The following is a 16,652-nucleotide window of genomic DNA, read 5'->3' as shown; positions in this document are numbered from 1 at the left end:
CGCGCGACGCCCTGTAGCGCCGTGCGGCCGTGTCCCGCAGGATCGGATCGTGATCGGATCCTGGAGATGACACCGCGTCGTATCCCGCCCGCCGGCAGTCTGCGCCTGGCCAGCCGCCAGGGGCGCTGGGTGGTCCTGGCCGCCGCGCTCGGCTCCGGCATGGCGATGCTGGACGGCACCGTCGTCAACGTCGCGCTGCCCCGGATCGGCGCCGACCTCGGCGCCTCGCTGGCCTCCCTGCAGTGGACGCTCAACGCCTACCTGCTCACGCTGGCCGGCCTGATCCTGCTCGGCGGCGCACTCGGCGACCGCTACGGGCGGCGCCGGGTCTTCGTGATCGGCGTCTTCTGGTTCGCCGCCGCCTCCGGCCTCTGTGCCCTCGCCCCCAGCGTCGGCGTGTTGATCGCCGCGCGTGCTCTGCAGGGCATCGGCGGCGCGCTGCTCACCCCCGGCTCGCTCGCCCTGCTGCAGGCCACCTTCCACCCCGACGACCGCTCGGCCGCGGTCGGCGCCTGGTCGGGCCTGGGCGGGGTGGCCACCGCGGTCGGCCCCTTCCTGGGCGGCTGGCTGGTGGACGGCCCCGGCTGGCGGTGGATCTTCGTGCTCAACCTGCCGGTGGCCGCGGTCGTCGCGCTGGTGACCCTGCGCCACGTACCCGAGAGCCGCGACGAGCAGGCGACGGGCAGCTTCGACGTCTCCGGCGCCGCGCTGGCGGCGCTCGCGCTCGGCGGGGTCACCTACGCGCTGACCGCGGCCGGGGGCGGGGTGTCCGCGGGCGTCTGGGTCGCGGCGGCCGCCGGGCTGCTGCTGGGCTGGGCGTTCGTACGCGTGGAGCGGCGCAGCCCGCAGCCGATGCTGCCGCTGGAGCTCTTCGACTCCCGGCTGTTCACCGTGGTCAACCTGGTTACGCTGGGTGTCTACGGCGCCCTGAGCGGGGTCTTCTTCTTCCTTCAGGTGCAGCTGCAGACGGTCGCGAGGTTCACGCCGCTGGTCGCCGGGGTCGCCTTCGCGCCGGTCACCCTGCTGATGCTGCTGTTCTCGGCCCGCTCGGGCCGCCTCGCCACCCGGATCGGCCCGCGGGTCCCGCTCACCGCCGGTCCGCTGGTCTGCGCGGGCGGCGTCCTGCTGATGCTGCGGATCGGCGCGGGCGCCTCGTACTGGGCGGACGTCCTGCCGGCCGCCCTGGTCTTCGGCGTCGGGCTGACGCTGCTGGTGGCCCCGCTGACCGCGACCGTGCTGGGGGCCGTGGACGTGCGGCGGGCCGGGATCGCCAGCGGCGTGAACAACGCGGCCGCCCGCGCGGCCGGCCTGCTGGCGGTGGCGGCGCTGCCGCTGCTGGCCGGGCTGAGCGGCGAGCAGTACCAGCACCCGGCGGCGGTGAACTCGTCCTTCCGCACCGCGATGCTGATCTGCGCGGGCCTGCTGGTGGCGTCCGGGCTGCTGGCGGCGGCCACCGTGCCGGGCAGCCGCGCGCCGGTGGCGGCCGAGCCCGACACGTCCTGGTACTGCAGCACGACGGCCCCGCCGGTGGACCCGGGACACGAGTGTCCGGGCGCGGCGGGGCCGGGTACGGGCGAGAGCTAGAGGATGTCGCCCGGGGCGTACTTGGCGGCCTCGGGGTAGCGGTCGGCGACCAGCTCCACCCGGCGGACCACCTCGGCCACCTGCGCACCGGCCGCGCCGGTGAAGGAGAGCCGGTCGGCGAGCAGCGCGTCCAGGGCGGCCCGGTCGAGCGGCATCCGCTCGTCGGCGGCGAGCCGGTCGAGCAGCTCGTTGTGCCGGGCGCCGGCCCGCATCGCCAGCGCGGAGGCGACGGCGTGCTCCTTGATCACCTCGTGGCCGGTCTCGCGGCCCACGCCCGCGCGCACCGCGCCCATCAGCACCTTGGTGGTGGCCAGGAACGGCAGGTAGCGGTCGAGCTCGGCCTCGATCACCGCGGGGAACGCGCCGAACTCCTCCAGCACGGTCAGGAAGGTCTCCAGCAGGCCGTCGAAGGCGAAGAACGCGTCCGGCAGGGCCACCCGGCGCACCACCGAGCAGGAGACGTCACCCTCGTTCCACTGGTCGCCGGCCAGCTCGGCGGTCATCGAGGCGTACCCGCGCAGGATGACGGCCAGGCCGTTGACGCGCTCGCAGGAGCGGGTGTTCATCTTGTGCGGCATCGCGGAGGAGCCGACCTGGCCCGCCTTGAAGCCCTCGGTGACCAGCTCGTGGCCGGCCATCAGGCGGATCGTCTTGGCCAGGCTGGACGGCGCGGCCGAGAGCTGGACCAGCGCGGAGAGCACCTCGAAGTCGAGCGAGCGCGGGTAGACCTGGCCGACCGAGGTCAGCACGTTGTCGAAGCCGAGGTGGCCGGCCACCCGCTGCTCCAGCTCGGCCAGCTTGTCGGCATCGCCGCCGAGCAGGTCGAGCATGTCCTGGGCGGTGCCGACCGGGCCCTTGATCCCGCGCAGCGGGTAGCGGGCGATCAGCTCCTCCAGCCGCGCGAAGGCGACCAGCAGCTCGTCGGCGACGGTCGCGAAGCGCTTGCCGAGCGTGGTGGCCTGCGCGGCGACGTTGTGCGAACGCCCCGCCATGACCAGCTCGGAGTGCTGCGCCGCGAGCCGGGCCAGCCGGGCCAGGACGGCGACCGTACGGTCCCGCACGTGCTCCAGGGACTGCCGGATCTGCAACTGCTCGACGTTCTCGGTCAGATCCCGGGAGGTCATCCCCTTGTGGATCTGCTCGTGGCCGGCGAGGTCGCTGAACTCCTCGATCCGGGCCTTCACATCGTGCCGGGTGGCCCGCTCGCGGCGGGCGATCGACTCCAGGTCGACCTGGTCGACGACCCGCTCGTAGTCGGCCACGGCGGTCTCGGGGACGGCGATCCCGAGATCCTGCTGAGCCTTGAGGACGGCGAGCCACAGGTGGCGTTCGAGGACCACCTTGTGCTCGGGGGACCACAGCTGGGCCAGGGTCGCCGAAGCGTACCGGGAGGCCAGGACATTGGGGATCTGGGGCTTCGCGCTCACGCTTAGGAAGCCTAACAGCCGAGGTCAGCGCTGCCGCCCTCGGCTGCCCGGACTCGTCGCCCAGCTCAGGCGAGCAGTTTGTCCTTCGCCTTCTGGAACTCCTCCTCGGAGATCGCGCCACTGCTCTTCAGCTCCGCCAGCCGGGCGAGTTGGTCGACGTGGCCGCTCGTCGCGGTCGACCCGCCGCCCCCTGCGTCGCTGGTCGCCGCGTCCCGGATGTACGCCTTGAAGGCGGCGTCCGCCTTCTGTGCCTGTTCGAGGTCGCGCTGACCCATCGAGCCACCGCGCGCGATGAGGTAGGCGAGCACACCGATCAGCGGGAGCACGATCACGAACACCGTCCAGCCGGCCTTCCCCCACCCGCCCATGTCGTGACTTCGGAAGATGTCACTGATGACCTTGAAGAGGAGGAACAGCCAGACGATCCAGAGGAAGAACTCCAGCATCGTCCAGAACAGGTCCAGCAGCGGGTAGTTGCTCGCAGCAAACGAGTAGGTGGTCATGGCACTCCCCTAGCGGCGGGCCCCCGCGGCGCGGCGACCACTCGGCAGTCAGGGCCGCCCACAGAGGAGGGGCGGTTAATCGAGTCATACCATGACAAAAAGGGCGTCGCTCGGCGTCGCCCGTCGGCAAGGAGGCTGCCCCGCCCCGCCGTTCAGGCCCCCAGCAGGGGCAGCACCTGGCGGCAGAGGTCGTTCAGCGCGGCCCGCTGCTCGGGGCCGAGCGAGTCGAATGCATGGTGGGTGCGGGTCATGTCGGCGCGCACCATGCGCAGGGTCTCGGCGCCCTGGTCGGTGATGGTCACCATCTTCACCCGGCGGTCGGCGGCGGCGGCCTCGCGGCGGGCCAGGCCCAGCGACTCCAGGCGGTCGACGATGCCGGTGACGTTGGAGGCGTCGCAGCCGAGTCGGCCGGCCAGGGCGCGCATCGGCACCGGTTCCAGCACCACGGCCAGCGCCTTGGCCTGCGAGGAGCTGAGCCCGTGGCGGCCGGCGGCGGCGGCGAAGTCCAGGAAGTACGCGGAACCCACGGCGGCCACCGCCTCCATGAGCTCGGCGGTGGTCACGCAAGAATCGGCGGTCGTCATCGGGGCCATGCGATCAGGGTACGCATAAACGTTTTAATGACTCCAGTTTCGACCCGGGCAAGCAGCTCGCGGACCCTCTCAGCCGACCAGCAGCTCGAAGAGGTGCTCCAGCTCGGCCACCGGGTCGGCGGTGAGGCCGGTGTGCACCGGGCCGGGCTGGACGACGGCGCTGCGCGGGGCCGTCAGCCAGCGGAACCGCTGTCCGGCGCTGTCCCCGGCCGCCGGGCCGGCCGCCGCACCGCCCGCGCAGACCGCCTCGATGCCGCGCAGCGCCCGCGCCACGCCGTCCAGGTCCACCGCGGGGTCGAGCGCCAGCAGCTTGGCCTGCGGCAGCAGCGTGCGGGCCGTCAGCCGGCCGGCCTGGCGGCAGTAGAGCAGGACGCCGAGGTTGACGCACTCGCCGCGCTCCACCCGGGGCACCGCCCGGATCAGCGCGTACTCGTAGTCGTGCAGGGTCGTCACCGCGTCACCTCGGGGAGTCGGACAGGACGGGCAGCCAGTCGCGCGGACCCGCCACCCGGGCGCAGAGCTGCGCGACGTACGCGGCGCGGACCTCGTCGGGGCTCTCGAAGCCCGGCTCGTCGAGCAGGAAGTCGTCGGGGATCCGCGCGGCCGCCGCCGCGAACAGCTCGGCGGTGGCGAGCGGGGCGAGCGCCAGGTCGGCCGCCGCGAGGTCGGGGGAGAACCGTGCGAGCGCGTGGTCGCCGGCGTCGTAGGGGCGGCGGGTCCAGCCGGGGGCGCCGGGCCAGTGGTGGTGGAAGATCAGGCAGGCACCGTGGTCGATCAGCCGCAGCCGCCCGTCGGCGACCAGCAGGTTGGGGTTGCGCCAGGAGCGGTCGACGTTGCCGATCAGCGCGTCGAACCAGAGCACCCGGCCGGCCAGCGCGGCATCCACCTCGAAGCAGAGCGGGTCGAAGTTGAGCGCGCCACTGAGGAAGGCCAGACCGATGTTGAGCCCGCCGCTGGCCCGCATCTGCTCCTGGATCTGCTGCTCGGGCTCGCTGCGCGCCAGCACCGGGTCCAGCTCGATCCGGACCAGCTCGGGCACCGGCAGTCCGAGCCCGCGGCCGATCTCGCCGGCCAGCACCTCGGCGACCAGCGCCTTGCGGCCCTGGGCCGCGCCGGACCACTTCAGCGCGTAGAGGCGCCGGTCGTCGGCCTCCACCAGGCCCGGCATCGAGCCGCCTTCTCGCAGTGGCGTCACGTACCGGACCGCCGTTACCTCTCGGAGCACGCGCCCACCCTACCCATCGGCGCCGCTGCGGTGGCGGGGGCCCTGGCCGCGTGCCAGGGTGGCGAGGAAGCGGCCGGGAGCGGACAGACCATCAGCGACCGGCCGGCACCGGACCGGCATTGTGAGGCACACGTCATGGAACGACCTCGGATCCTGGTGGTGGGCGGCGGCTTCGCCGGACTGGAGTGCGCCCGTCGGCTTGAGCGCAAGCTCGCCCCCACGGAGGCGCAGATCACGCTGGTCGCCCCGTTCAGCTACCAGCTCTATCTCCCGCTGCTGCCGCACGTGGCCGCCGGGGTGCTCACCCCGCAGTCGGTCGCGGTCTCGCTGCGCCGCTCCCTGCGCCGGACCGACATCATCCCCGGCGGCGCGATCGGGGTGGATCCGCGAGCCAAGGTCTGCGTGATCCGCAAGATCACCGACGAGGTGGTGGCCGAGCGCTACGACTACCTGGTACTCGCTCCCGGCAGCGTCACCCGCACCTTCGACATCCCGGGCCTGAGCGAGTACGCCCGGGGTATGAAGACGCTCGCCGAGGCAACGTACGTCCGCGACCACGTGATCGCCCAGCTCGACCTGGCCTCCGCGACGCTGGACCAGCACGAGCGCGAGTCCCGGCTGCAGTTCGTGGTGGTCGGCGGCGGCTACGCCGGCACCGAGACGGCGGCCTGCCTGCAGCGGCTCACCACGGCCGCGCTCAAGCGCTACCCCCGGCTGGATCCGCGGCTGATGAAGTGGCACCTGATCGACATCGCCCCCAAGCTGATGCCCGAGCTCGGCGACCACCTGGGCAGCCGGGCGCTGCAGATCCTGCGCAAGCGCGGCATCGACGTGTCGCTCGGTGTCTCGGTGGCCGAAGTGGGCCCGGAGACGGTGAAGTTCACCGACGGCCGGGTGCTGCCCTCGCGCACCCTGATCTGGACGGCCGGGGTCGCGGCCAGCCCGCTGATCGGCACCATGGACGCGGATACCGTCCGCGGCCGGATCGCGGTCACCGCCGAGCTGCGGGTGCCGCAGTTCGAGGGCCTGTTCGCGCTCGGCGACGCGGCCGCGGTGCCGGATCTGGCCAAGGACGACGGCGCGGTCTGCCCGCCGACCGCCCAGCACGCGGCCCGCCAGGGCAAGCGGGTGGCCGAAAACCTGATCGCCACGCTGCGCAACCAGCCGCTCCAGCCGTACTTCCACAAGGACCTCGGCCTGGTGGTGGACCTCGGCGGCAAGGACGCGGTCTCCAAGCCGGTCCACGTGGAGATGACCGGGGTGCCCGCCCAGCTGGTGGCCCGCGGCTACCACCTGATGGCGATGCGGACCAACGCCTCGAAGTTCCGGGTGGGTGCCAACTGGCTGCTGAACGCGACCGCCGGCGACGACTTCGTCCGCACCGGGTTCCTGGCCCGCCAGCCCGCGCGGCTCCAGGACTTCGAGTACACCGGCGCCTACCTCACCAGGGACCAGGTCCGCGAGCACGCCCAGGCGCTGCACGCGAAACACTAGGCCGTACGGGTGGTCGGGTGTCACCCGTTCCCGTGACGCGTCGCACCGGGACGGCTTGACGGGGCACGCGGACGGCTAGCGTCCGGTGCCCATGCGCCCCCTCCCCGCCCGCAGCCTCCCGCTCCCCCGCCGCCGCGCCGTCCTCGGTGCGGCGGCGGTGGCGTCCCTGCTACCCGCCTCCTCCGCACGGGCGGCCGCCGCCGAGACACCGCTGCCGTCCGACGCGGTGGTGGCCGGTGCGGTGCGCGAGGAGTTCCTGCACGCCTGGGAGGGGTACAAGCAGGCCGCCTGGGGCTACGACGAGGCGCGGCCGGTCTCCTGCGGGCACAACGACTTCTTCGCCGCCGGGCAGAGCTTCGGCCTCTCCGCCGTCGAGGCGCTGGACACCCTGTACCTGATGGAGCAGGACGCCGAGGTCGCACTCGCGGCCGACTGGATCGAAGCGCACCTGGACCCCGCCGCCGATGCCGAGGTGCACGTCTTCGAGGCGATCATCCGCCTGGTCGGCGGGCTGCTCGCGGGCTACCTCTGCACCGGGCGGAGCAGGCTGCTGGACCGCTGCCGGGAGCTGACCGACCGGCTGCTGCCGGCCTTCACCGCCTCGCCCACCGGCATCCCGTACACCCGGGTGAACCTGCGCACCGGCGCGGTGGCCGGCACCGCCCCGCCGCTGGCCGAGATCGGCAGCAACGTGCTGGAGTTCGGCCTGCTCTCCGAGCTCACCGGCGACAACCGCTACTACGCGGCGGCCAAGCGCGCCTACCGCGCGGTGCTGGACCGCCGCTCGGCGCTCGACCTGCTGGGCACCAGTCTGCACACCGAGACCGGCCAGTGGCTGGACACCACCTCCTGCGCGCCCAACCCGCCGGTGGACTCCTTCTACGAGTACCTGTGGGCCGGCGGGGAGCTGCTGGGCGATGGTGAACTCACCGGCTGGTACCGGCTGCTGACCGACGCCGTGCTGCGCCACCAGCTGGTGCGGCAGGACGGGCTCAGCTGGTTCCAGCAGGTCGGCGCGACCGACGGCGCGGTGCTCGGACACCGGCAGTCGGAGCTCGCCTCGTTCTACGCCGGCCTGCTGGGCAAGGGCGGCGACCTCGCCACCGCCCGCGCCTACCACCGCTCCTGGAGCTCGCTGCTGGAGCAGTACCCGGTGCTGCCCGAGGAGCTGGACTTCCGCTCCGGCGCGATCACTTCGGTCCGCGACGACCTGCGCCCGGAGTACGCCAACTCGGCCTTCGACCTGTGGCGGCTGACCGGCGAGGCGGAGTACAAGGAGTCGGCCTACCGCTACTTCCAGAACCTGCGCACGCACCTGCGGGTCCCGGGCGGCTACACGGTGGCCGAGGACGTCACCACCTCGCCGGTCACGCTCGGCGACCTGACGCCCGGGTACTTCTTCGCGGAGAACCTCAAGTACGTCTACCTGGTCTTCGCCGCCGCCCCGCGCTTCGACTACCGCACCGGCCTGCTCTCCACCGAGGGCAAGGTACTGCGCGGCGCCGTCCGCCGCAGGTGAGGGGCGGCGGACGGCACCGCAGACCTCAGGAGCCCGACGTCAGGTACATCCCCGAGGCGTCGGTGCCCGGCGTGTTGCGGCAGGCGTAGTCGGTGCCGCTCTGCCCGTACAGCAGGGTCAGGCAGCGGCCCAGTGCGAGCTGCGCGTAGTAGTTCGGGTGCATCGACTCCTGGACGGTGCCCTGCGAGGCCGACAGGCCCTCGTCCACGAACCGCGCCCACTCGCTGGTGGTGGCCGACGGCGCCGTGCCCGGCGCGGCCAGCTGGTCGCTGGTGGAGCAGACCTCGCGGCCCTGGAGGAAGTCGCGCAGGTCCAGGAACTGCACGCCGCGGCCGGCCGCGACGGCCGCCAGCTGGTCGGAGATCTCCGGGACCATGGTGTCCCGGGCCCAGTCCGAGTCGGCGTTCCAGAACGGGCAGCCGCCGGCGTCGGCCCGGTCCCAGCCGCTCTCGGAGTAGCGGTTCTCCGAGCTGCGCGGGATCGGCGAGGGGTAGGACTGCAGCACGATCCGGTAGGACGAGGCCGCGTAGCCGTCCTTGGACATCACCGCGCGGATCTCGTCGATCGACTTGCCGACCCCGGCCATCGCGGTGGCCATCTTGGAGTCGATGGCGGCCTGCTCGTCGCTCGCGCAGTAGGAGTCCCAGATCAGGTAGTCCTTCACGCAGCTGGTGATGACGTCCGAGAAGCCGAGGTCGTTGCCGCCGATCGAGAGCGTGATCAGCTTGACGTCGTTCTGCGCGGCGACGGTGGCGAGCTGGTCGGCCTGCGGTGCCTCGCCCTTGAGGCTCTGGCCGCCGTCCGCGGCCTGGAAGACGTTGGCGGTGGTGGCGCCGGAGCAGGCCAGGTTGATCTGGTTCTGGGTGAGGCCGGGTGCGCTGCGGATCTCGGCGGTGTCCGAGCGGTCGCATCCGCTGGCATAGGTCGATCCGTAGATCGCCGCCGGGTTGTACCCGCTGCCGGTCCAGGAGCGGTCGGTGCCGTCCCGGCTTCCGCTCGCGGTGTCGCTGTTGCCCTGCCAGCGGCCGGCCTCGCCGGAGATGTAGCTGTCGCCCATCGACACGCTCGCCGTGGGAAGCGAGGCGGCCTGGGCGGGGGCGGCCAGTGCCAGCAAGCTGGTGGCGCAGAGCGGGAGGGCGAGCAGGCCGGCCAGCAGGCGGCTGGCTGCGGGAACGCGCGTGGTGCTGTTGCGGCTTTCGAGCACGGCGGAACTCCTGCGTTCAGCGCCTCCCTGGTGTGGGGACAGGGAGGCGCTACGAGTGAGGGTGGGCCGCCGGCCGGTGGCGCTGAGAATGTGACATGCCCGCGGTTGTTACCGCTAGGTATCTGCATCACCTTTCTCGCTGTGTTACCGGCCGGTTCGCCTCCGTCGCCACGCGTTTCCGCAGCCGTCTCGCAGCCGTCTCGCAGCCGTCAGACCAGCCGGGAGGCACCGCCGGAGGCTCCCAGCACCGCGGCGAGGTCGGCGGCGAGCCGGGGCGCCTCGGCGGTGTCCAGCTCGGCCACCGTGATCCGGATGGCGGGCGGCGACTGCAACCGGAAGCGGATGCCGGGGGCCACCGCCCAGCCGCACTGCGCCATCGCCAGCACGGTGCCGGTCTCGTCCGGCACCGGGACCCAGACGTTCAGCCCGCTGGCGCCGTGCGCGCGGATGCCGTGGCCGGCCAGCGCGGTCAGCAGGGCGTCGCGGCGCTGCCGGTAGGTCCCGGCGACCCGCGCCACCGGCGCCGCGTCGGCGCGCCAGAGCTCGGCGGCGGTGCGCTGGAGCAGGTGGCTGACCCAGCCGGTGTCCAGCCGCTGGCGGCCGAGCACCCGGACGACGGTGTCCCGATCGCCCGTCAGCACGCCCAGCCGCAGGTCCGGGCCGAACGCCTTGGCCATCGAACGCAGCACCGCCCAGTGGGTGGTGACGGGTCGTCGATCGGGACCGCAGGAGAGCGCGTGGAACGGCAGGTCGACTATGCCGTGCCCGTGGTCGTCCTCGATCAGCAGCGTGCCGGGGTGCTGCGAGAGCACTGCTCTCAACTCGGACGCCCGCTCTCCGGTGAGCGCGGCGCCAGTCGGGTTCTGGGCGCGGCTGGTGACGAACAGCGCCCGGGCACCGGCGGCCAGCGCCGCCGCCACCGACGCCGGGAGCGGTCCCTGGTCGTCCAGCGCGACCGGGATGATCCGCAGCCCGTGCGCGGGCAGCAGGTCGAGCAGGCTGCCCCAGCCCGGGTCCTCGACGGCCACCGCGTCGCCGGGGCGCAGCTGGACGGCGAGGATCCGGTCGATCGCGTCCAGCGCGCCGGCCGTGACGGCGAGCGGGCCGTCCGGCACCGCGTCGGCGCGGAAGCTCGCGGCGGCCAGCGCCAGCAGGTCCGGCTCGGCGGCGGCGTGGCCGTAGAGGACGGGGGCCTGGTCGAGGGCGGCGGCGGCCAGCGCCACCGCGGGGGCCAGCGGCGGCAGCAGCGCCGGGTCGGGGTTGCCGGTGGAGAGGTTGCGGGCGTTCGGCGGGATGGGCACCCGCTGTTCGTCGCGGGGCGCACTGGAGGGCCGGGAGCGGACCCGGCTGCCCTTGCGCCCGGCGGTCTCGATCACCCCGCGGTCGCGCAGCTGCCGATAGGCGGCGGCGACGGTGTTGGGGTTGACCCCCAGCTCGCCCGCGAGGTCGCGCAGCGGGGGCAGCGCCTGGCCCGGGCGCAGCTCACCGGCCGCGACCGCGCGTTCGACGTCGGCGGCGATCTCCGTAGCGCGCCGACCCTGAATCCGATAGTCTCCTAGCACAAACCAGAGTATGCACTAGTACATAGAGGTTGTCATGTCGACGGACACCGCGGACCTTCCGGACGCCACCGCCACCTACACCCGCACCTCCCGCACCACGCCCACCCGCTACAAGGACCGGGCGACCTGGGAGCGCGAGGCGATCCACCGGATACTGGACACCAGCTGGATCTGCCACCTCGGCTTCGTCGCGGACGGCGCCCCGGTCGTCCTGCCGACCATCTTCGCCCGGGTCGAGGACCGGCTCTACGTGCACGGCTCCACCGGCAGCCGCCCGCTGCGCGGCGCCGGCGCGGACCAGGGCATGCCGGTCTGCGTGACGGTGACCCAGCTGGACGGCATCGTGCTCGCCAAGTCCGCCTTCAACCACTCCGTCAACTTCCGCTCGGTGGTGGCGCACGGCGTCGCCCACCAGGTGACCGACCCGGACGAGCTGACGGTCGCCCTGAACGCGCTGGTCAACCACGCGGTCCCCGGCCGCGCCGAGGACTGCCGTCCGGCCAACGCCAAGGAGCTGGCCGCGACCGCGGTGGTCCGCCTCGTCCTGGACGAGGTGTCCGCCAAGAGCCGCGACGACGACGCCTCCGACGACGAGGAGGACCGCGACCTCCCGCACTGGTCGGGCGTCGTCCCGGTCAGCACGGTCTACGGAACGCCCGTCCCGCACCCGGACAGCACCCGCGAACTCCCCGACTACCTGCGGGGGTTCCAGCCGAAGGAGCCCGGATGCTGATCCGCTCCTGGGACAGCGGCAGCGAGGCCGAGTGGCGTGAATGGATGGCCGGGCGCGACTTCGGCGTGCTGGCCGCCAACGCACCCGACGGGCCGGTGCTGGTCCCGCTGCACTTCCTGCTCGACGCCGACCGCGGCGAGATCCTGCTGCACCTCGCCGCGCCCAACCCGCTCTTCGCGGCCGTCCGCGCGGATCCGCACGTCACCCTCGCGGTGACCGACGACTACGCCTTCGCGCCCGGCCACTGGCGGGACGGCGAGGTGCCCACCAGCTACTACGCGTCCGTGCACTTCCACTGCCTGGCCGAGCCGGTGGAGGACGCCGCGGGCAAGGCGGAGATCCTCAACCGCCAGCTCGCGCACTTCCAGCCGGAGACCCCGCAGACCCGGGTCGTGCCCGGCGCCGAGCCGTTCGGCCCGCTGCTGTCGGGCCTGCGCGGCATGCGGCTGACCGTGCAGCGGGTGCGGGCCAAGTTCAAGTACGACGACAAGAAGCCGGTGGAGCAGCAAGCAGCGATGGCCCCGCTGCTGGCGGCCCGCGGCGGCCCGCTGGACGCCGGCGCCCGGGCCCAGCTGCTGCGCCGCAACGCGCTGCGGACGGCCGGCTGCCCGCAGAAGTGACCCGAGGAGGGCCTCCTGGGTGCGACATGGCGTCATACCGGTTTCATTGCGGAGGAGTCGGGCAGGCAGCTGGTCTGATGGACCGGATCCTGCCCTGTCGGCCGCACCCTGGGAGCCCGCCCTGTCCACCACCCGGCAAGTGCCCTCCGCCGACAGCACCCACCTCGGCCATGTCGTCTTCATCTCGGCGGCCGCGGCCATGGGCGGCTTCCTGTTCGGCTACGACAGCGCGGTCATCAACGGCGCCGTCACCGGCATCCAGAAGCACTTCAACGTCGGCAGCGGCGAGACCGCCTTCGTGGTCGCCATCGCGCTGCTGGGCTCGGCGGCCGGCGCCGTCGCGGCCGGGCGCCTCGCCGACCACCTGGGCCGGGTGCGGACCATGCTGCTGGCCGCCGTGCTCTTCGCGATCAGCGGCGTCGGCTCGATGTTCCCGCCCAGCGTGCAGGTGCTGGGCCTGTGGCGGGTGCTCGGCGGCGTGGCGATCGGCATCGCCTCGGTGATCGCACCCACCTACATCGCCGAGGTCGCGCCGACCGCCTACCGCGGCCGGCTCGCCTCGTTCCAGCAGATGGCGATCGTGCTCGGCATCACCATCTCGCAGCTGGCCAACTACGCCCTCAACTCGGCGGCCGGCGGCGAGTCCACCGGTCACCTGGGCGGCATCCAGGCCTGGCAGTGGATGCTCGGGGTGGAGACCGTCCCGGCGATCGTCTACGGGGCGATGGCGCTGGCCATCCCGGAGTCGCCGCGCTACCTGATCTCGGTGGGCCGGGACGACCGGGCCAGGGTCGTCCTGGCCGAGGTCGAGGGCGCCGGGGTCGACCTGGACGCCCGGATGGCCGAGATCAGGTCGGTGCTGGACACCGCCCACAAGCCGAGGCTGAAGGACCTCACGACCGGCCGGTTCCGGCTGCTGCCGATCGTCTGGATCGGCATCGGCGCCTCGGTCTTCCAGCAGTTCGTCGGCATCAACGTGATCTTCTACTACTCGTCCATCCTGTGGCAGTCGGTCGGCATCAACGAGAGCAACTCCCTGCTGATCAGCCTCTCCACCTCGATCGTCAACGTGATCGGGACGGTGATCGCGATGGTGCTGGTGGACCGGATCGGCCGCAAGCCGCTGGCGCTGGCGGGGTCGATCGGGATGACCGCCGCGCTGTCCACCGCCGCCTGGGCGTTCTCCTACCGCAGCGGGACCGGCACCAGCGCGACCCTGCCCAGCCTGCAGGGCACGGTGGCGCTGGTGGCGGCACACGTCTTCGTGCTCTGCTTCGCCTTCTCCTGGGGCGTGGTGGTCTGGGTGCTGCTCGGCGAGATGTTCCCCAACAAGATCCGCGCGCTGGCGCTGTCGGTGGCCGCCTCCGCGCAGTGGCTCGCCAACTGGGCGATCACCGTCACGTTCCCGGACCTGGCCGACTGGAACCTGTCGGCCACCTACGTCATCTACGCCTGCTTCGCGCTGCTCTCCATCCCGTTCGTCGCCCTCTTCATCAAGGAGACCCGCGGCAAGGCGCTGGAGGAGATGGGCTGACCTGCCCCTCGTAGTGATCCACGACACGCCGACGGCTGATCGGGACTGACGGACACTCGACTCCCCGCCCGCATACCATCGTCCCCGCGGGCCGCCAGGCCCGGCCGCTCGCGCTGTGCGCGGCGCCGTCCCCGCCGCTCGCGCGGCTCACCGGGAGAAGCTCGATGGCCGACTCCGCCGCCGCCCGTCCCCGCCCTGGCACCGCCCGGCAGAACGTCGACTTCCCCAGCGGCGAGGGCAGGGCCCACGGGTACCTGGCGCTGCCACCCGGCGGGCACGGGCCGGGCCTGATCGTCGTCCAGGAGTGGTGGGGGCTCACCGGCCACATCGCGGACCTGGTCGACCGGTTCGCCGCCGAGGGCTTCGTCGCCCTGGCCCCCGACCTGTACGGCGGACCCGCCACGCACGACCGCGCCGAGGCCGCCGAGCTGCTCAGGAAGCTCCCCGCCGAGCGCGCGGTGCACGACCTGCGCGGCGCCGTCGACTTCCTGCTCGGGCACCCGGCGCTGGCGGGAGACGCGGTGGCGGTGGTGGGCTTCTGCATGGGCGGCGGGCTCGCGCTGCGGCTGGCCGCGCTGGAGGGCGACCGGGTGGCCGCCGTCGTCCCGTTCTACGGCCTCCCGCGCGAGCCGGACTACGACTACCGCGGCCTGACCGCGCACGTGCTGGGCCACTTCGGCGAGTACGACCGCTCGCTGCCGGCGGACGTCGTGGACGAGGCGGCGATCCTGATCGGCGAGGCCACCGACCGCCGTCCCGAGTTCCACTTCTACCCCGCCGGCCACGCCTTCATGAACGACGAGAACCAGCCCGGCAGTTACGACGACCTACAGGCCAAGATCGCCTGGCGGCGGACCCTCAGCTTCCTGCGCGGCCATCTTGGCTGAGCCCGCTCAAGGTCGTTCGCACCGTGGACAGGGGCCTGTGCCCCCGTCATAGTCGAGCGGGTGGCGTACCGAACCGACGAAGACCCGACGACCCGTCGCTTCGCCTGGGCCGGGCGCAGCTACCTGATCCAGACCGGTGCGACGGTGGTCAGCGGCCTCGGGAACGCCGGCGCACCGATCGCGACCGCCTTCGCGGTGCTGCACATGGGCGGTGGCGCGACCGAGATCGGGTTCGTCACCGGCGCCCGGCTGCTGGCCACGCTGGTCTTCCTGCTGATCGGCGGCGCGGTGGCCGACCGGCTGCCCCGGCACCGGGTGATGGTGGCCGCCAACGTCGGCAACGCGCTCTCCCAGGGCGTGCTGGCCGCGCTGGTGCTGGCCGGCTCGGCGCGGCTGTGGCAGCTGGTGCTGCTCTCCGCGGCGGGCGGGGTGGGCCAGGCGTTCTTCGCCCCGGCGGCCGAGGGCGTGATCATGGAGTCGGTGGACCAGCAGCAGGCCCCGCGGGCGTTCGCGCTGTTCCGGACGGCGCTGAACTCCTCGCTGATCGGCGGCGCGGCCCTCGGCGGCGCGCTGGTGGCGGCCGTCGGCCCCGGCTGGGTGCTCGCGCTGGACGCGGTCTGCTTCGCGGCGGCGGGCGCGCTGCGGCTCTTCCTGCGCCCGCCCGCCCCGCTGCCCCGGCGCGAGCCGGGTCCCGGGATGCTCGCCGATCTGCGGGACGGCTGGCGGGAGTTCACCTCGCGGCGCTGGCTGTGGACGGTGGTGGTGCAGTACGGCGTGGTGAACGCCTGCCTGTTCGCAGCCGAGTCGGTGCTCGGGCCGATCGCCGCCGACCAGCGGCTCGGCGGCGCCGGCCCCTGGGGGCTGGCCAACGCGGCGATGGGCGCCGGCCTGGTGGCCAGCGGGCTGCTGATGGTGCGCTGGCAGCCGCGCCGGATCCTGCTGGCGGGCAACGTCGGCGTACTGCTCTTCGCGCTGCCGGCCGTCGCGTTGGCGGACGGCGCGCCGCTGTCCGTGCTGGCCTGGGCGATGTTCGCCTCGGGCACCGGCGGGACGCTCTTCGGCGTCTGCTGGATGATCGCGCTGCAACAGGAGATCCCCGCCGAGAAGTTCTCCCGGGTGGCGGCCTACGACTGGTGCGGCTCGGTGGCGCTGGCGCCGATCGGCACGGCGGCGGCCGGGCCGCTGGCCGGCGGGCTCGGACTGGACGGCGCGCTGTGGGCGTGCGCGGGGGTGATGACCCTGCTGTCGCTGCTGGTGCTGGCCGTCCCCGAGGTCCGCCGGCTCTCCCGAACCTCCGCCGCCCCGGCGCCTGCTACCCCGTCGCCTGCTACCCCGGCGCCCGCCCCCGCTGTCGCGCGGACCGCCGGCTGACCCCGTCCCGGCGGCACAACCTTCCGGGCGCGGCGATGGTCCAACCGGTGGCGTACGCCGTCCCGGGAGGGGAGACCCGTTGCCACAAGCCGTTCTCTGTTTCACTGTTGACGACATGTCAGCTCCGGTCGGCGGATGCTGGCTGGTCGAGCTGGCGGGCGTCGACGGCCGCCGCTACGCCTACCGCGTGTACGCACCGAGCGACGCCCTGCCCGGCGACCTCTTCTGGTCCGCGCTGCACCACCACGACGAGGGCCCGCTCCCCCGCGTCCTGGACCTCTTCGACACGGCCCTGATCCGGCCGCTGCGGACCCTCTCCGAACAGGCGGGCGATGCCCCGTGACGGGAACGCGCCGGGGCAGGTGAGGGGTTGATCTACAGTTCACTGGTCGGTTC

At 73.2% G+C, this 16,652-nt stretch carries 16 protein-coding genes; 9 read left to right on the top strand and 7 right to left on the bottom strand.

Annotated elements, in window-relative coordinates; translation table 11 throughout:
- Positions 1-66 precede the first annotated feature (66 nt).
- Entirely contained in the window at positions 67-1,584 is a 1,518-nt protein-coding gene (locus P3T37_RS12985) for an MFS transporter (protein ID WP_280723716.1), read from the top strand.
- Here P3T37_RS12985 and purB read toward each other — a convergent pair.
- The 5 genes from purB to P3T37_RS12960 form a co-directional block, all read right to left on the bottom strand.
- A complete protein-coding gene (gene purB, locus P3T37_RS12980; protein ID WP_280723714.1) occupies positions 1,581-3,011 on the bottom strand; it encodes an adenylosuccinate lyase in 1,431 nt (476 codons plus the stop codon). The two genes, P3T37_RS12985 and purB, sit on opposite strands and share 4 nt — an antisense overlap.
- 65 nt (positions 3,012-3,076) lie before the next feature.
- Positions 3,077-3,514: an SHOCT domain-containing protein gene (locus P3T37_RS12975; RefSeq protein WP_280723713.1), complete on the bottom strand. Its 438-nt coding sequence runs from the start codon at positions 3,512-3,514 to the stop codon at positions 3,077-3,079.
- Between the two features lie 152 nt (positions 3,515-3,666).
- Positions 3,667-4,107, bottom strand: coding sequence for a MarR family transcriptional regulator (locus P3T37_RS12970; protein ID WP_280723712.1), 441 nt, complete (start codon positions 4,105-4,107; stop codon positions 3,667-3,669).
- 69 nt (positions 4,108-4,176) lie between these two features.
- Positions 4,177-4,560 (bottom strand): DUF3037 domain-containing protein, encoded by a 384-nt coding sequence (locus P3T37_RS12965; protein ID WP_280723711.1) that lies wholly within the window; start codon positions 4,558-4,560, stop codon positions 4,177-4,179.
- 4 nt (positions 4,561-4,564) lie between these two features.
- Entirely contained in the window at positions 4,565-5,332 is a 768-nt protein-coding gene (locus tag P3T37_RS12960) for a HipA family kinase (protein ID WP_280723710.1), read from the bottom strand.
- 135 nt (positions 5,333-5,467) lie between these two features.
- Here P3T37_RS12960 and P3T37_RS12955 point away from each other — a divergent pair, with 135 nt between their 5' ends.
- Together P3T37_RS12955 and P3T37_RS12950 are read left to right on the top strand one after the other, a co-directional pair.
- The gene (locus tag P3T37_RS12955; RefSeq protein WP_280723709.1) at positions 5,468-6,826 is read left to right on the top strand and encodes an NAD(P)/FAD-dependent oxidoreductase; all 1,359 of its coding nucleotides are present in this window, start codon (positions 5,468-5,470) and stop codon (positions 6,824-6,826) included.
- 91 nt (positions 6,827-6,917) lie between these two features.
- Complete coding sequence (locus P3T37_RS12950; RefSeq protein WP_280723708.1) at positions 6,918-8,345, top strand: glycoside hydrolase family 47 protein; 1,428 nt, start codon at positions 6,918-6,920, stop codon at positions 8,343-8,345.
- A 25-nt stretch (positions 8,346-8,370) separates the two neighbouring features.
- Here P3T37_RS12950 and P3T37_RS12945 read toward each other — a convergent pair whose 3' ends face one another.
- A complete protein-coding gene (locus P3T37_RS12945; RefSeq protein WP_280723707.1) occupies positions 8,371-9,549 on the bottom strand; it encodes a GDSL-type esterase/lipase family protein in 1,179 nt (392 codons plus the stop codon).
- Positions 9,550-9,758: 209 nt separating this feature from the next.
- Positions 9,759-11,111 carry an aminotransferase class I/II-fold pyridoxal phosphate-dependent enzyme gene (locus P3T37_RS12940; protein ID WP_280723706.1) on the bottom strand — a complete coding sequence of 451 codons (1,353 nt, stop codon included), beginning with the start codon at positions 11,109-11,111 and terminating at the stop codon, positions 9,759-9,761.
- Positions 11,112-11,145: 34 nt separating this feature from the next.
- Here P3T37_RS12940 and P3T37_RS12935 point away from each other — a divergent pair, with 34 nt between their 5' ends.
- The 6 genes from P3T37_RS12935 (at position 11,146) to P3T37_RS12910 (ending at position 16,599) form a co-directional block, all read left to right on the top strand.
- Positions 11,146-11,844 carry a pyridoxamine 5'-phosphate oxidase family protein gene (locus tag P3T37_RS12935; protein ID WP_280723705.1) on the top strand — a complete coding sequence of 233 codons (699 nt, stop codon included), beginning with the start codon at positions 11,146-11,148 and terminating at the stop codon, positions 11,842-11,844.
- The gene (locus P3T37_RS12930) at positions 11,838-12,464 is read left to right on the top strand and encodes an FMN-binding negative transcriptional regulator (RefSeq protein ID WP_280723704.1); all 627 of its coding nucleotides are present in this window, start codon (positions 11,838-11,840) and stop codon (positions 12,462-12,464) included. Before P3T37_RS12935 ends, P3T37_RS12930 begins: the two co-directional genes overlap by 7 nt.
- A 199-nt stretch (positions 12,465-12,663) precedes the next feature.
- Positions 12,664-13,998 carry a sugar porter family MFS transporter gene (locus P3T37_RS12925; RefSeq protein WP_280723911.1) on the top strand — a complete coding sequence of 445 codons (1,335 nt, stop codon included), beginning with the start codon at positions 12,664-12,666 and terminating at the stop codon, positions 13,996-13,998.
- Between the two features lie 164 nt (positions 13,999-14,162).
- Complete coding sequence (locus P3T37_RS12920; RefSeq protein ID WP_280723703.1) at positions 14,163-14,885, top strand: dienelactone hydrolase family protein; 723 nt, start codon at positions 14,163-14,165, stop codon at positions 14,883-14,885.
- Between the two features lie 60 nt (positions 14,886-14,945).
- Positions 14,946-16,256 carry an MFS transporter gene (locus tag P3T37_RS12915; RefSeq protein WP_280723702.1) on the top strand — a complete coding sequence of 437 codons (1,311 nt, stop codon included), beginning with the start codon at positions 14,946-14,948 and terminating at the stop codon, positions 16,254-16,256.
- Between the two features lie 115 nt (positions 16,257-16,371).
- On the top strand, positions 16,372-16,599 hold the full coding sequence (locus tag P3T37_RS12910) for a hypothetical protein (protein WP_280723701.1): 228 nt from the start codon (positions 16,372-16,374) through the stop codon (positions 16,597-16,599).
- Positions 16,600-16,652 lie beyond the last annotated feature (53 nt).

Source organism: Kitasatospora sp. MAA4 (assembly GCF_029893355.1).
Taxonomy (GTDB): domain Bacteria; phylum Actinomycetota; class Actinomycetes; order Streptomycetales; family Streptomycetaceae; genus Kitasatospora.
The sequence above is the reverse complement of the archived record's forward strand: the minus strand, read 5'-3'. Positions and strand labels throughout refer to the sequence as shown.

Coding starts and splice junctions, on each gene's coding strand:
- P3T37_RS12975 (WP_280723713.1), bottom strand. CDS start 3,514: ATGACCACCTACTCGTTTGCTGCGAGCAACTACCCGCTGCTGGACCTG.
- P3T37_RS12985 (WP_280723716.1), top strand. CDS start 67: ATGACACCGCGTCGTATCCCGCCCGCCGGCAGTCTGCGCCTGGCCAGC.
- P3T37_RS12920 (WP_280723703.1), top strand. CDS start 14,163: ATGGCCGACTCCGCCGCCGCCCGTCCCCGCCCTGGCACCGCCCGGCAG.
- P3T37_RS12955 (WP_280723709.1), top strand. CDS start 5,468: ATGGAACGACCTCGGATCCTGGTGGTGGGCGGCGGCTTCGCCGGACTG.
- P3T37_RS12950 (WP_280723708.1), top strand. CDS start 6,918: ATGCGCCCCCTCCCCGCCCGCAGCCTCCCGCTCCCCCGCCGCCGCGCC.
- P3T37_RS12930 (WP_280723704.1), top strand. CDS start 11,838: ATGCTGATCCGCTCCTGGGACAGCGGCAGCGAGGCCGAGTGGCGTGAA.
- P3T37_RS12910 (WP_280723701.1), top strand. CDS start 16,372: ATGTCAGCTCCGGTCGGCGGATGCTGGCTGGTCGAGCTGGCGGGCGTC.
- P3T37_RS12970 (WP_280723712.1), bottom strand. CDS start 4,107: ATGGCCCCGATGACGACCGCCGATTCTTGCGTGACCACCGCCGAGCTC.
- P3T37_RS12925 (WP_280723911.1), top strand. CDS start 12,664: ATGGGCGGCTTCCTGTTCGGCTACGACAGCGCGGTCATCAACGGCGCC.
- P3T37_RS12935 (WP_280723705.1), top strand. CDS start 11,146: ATGTCGACGGACACCGCGGACCTTCCGGACGCCACCGCCACCTACACC.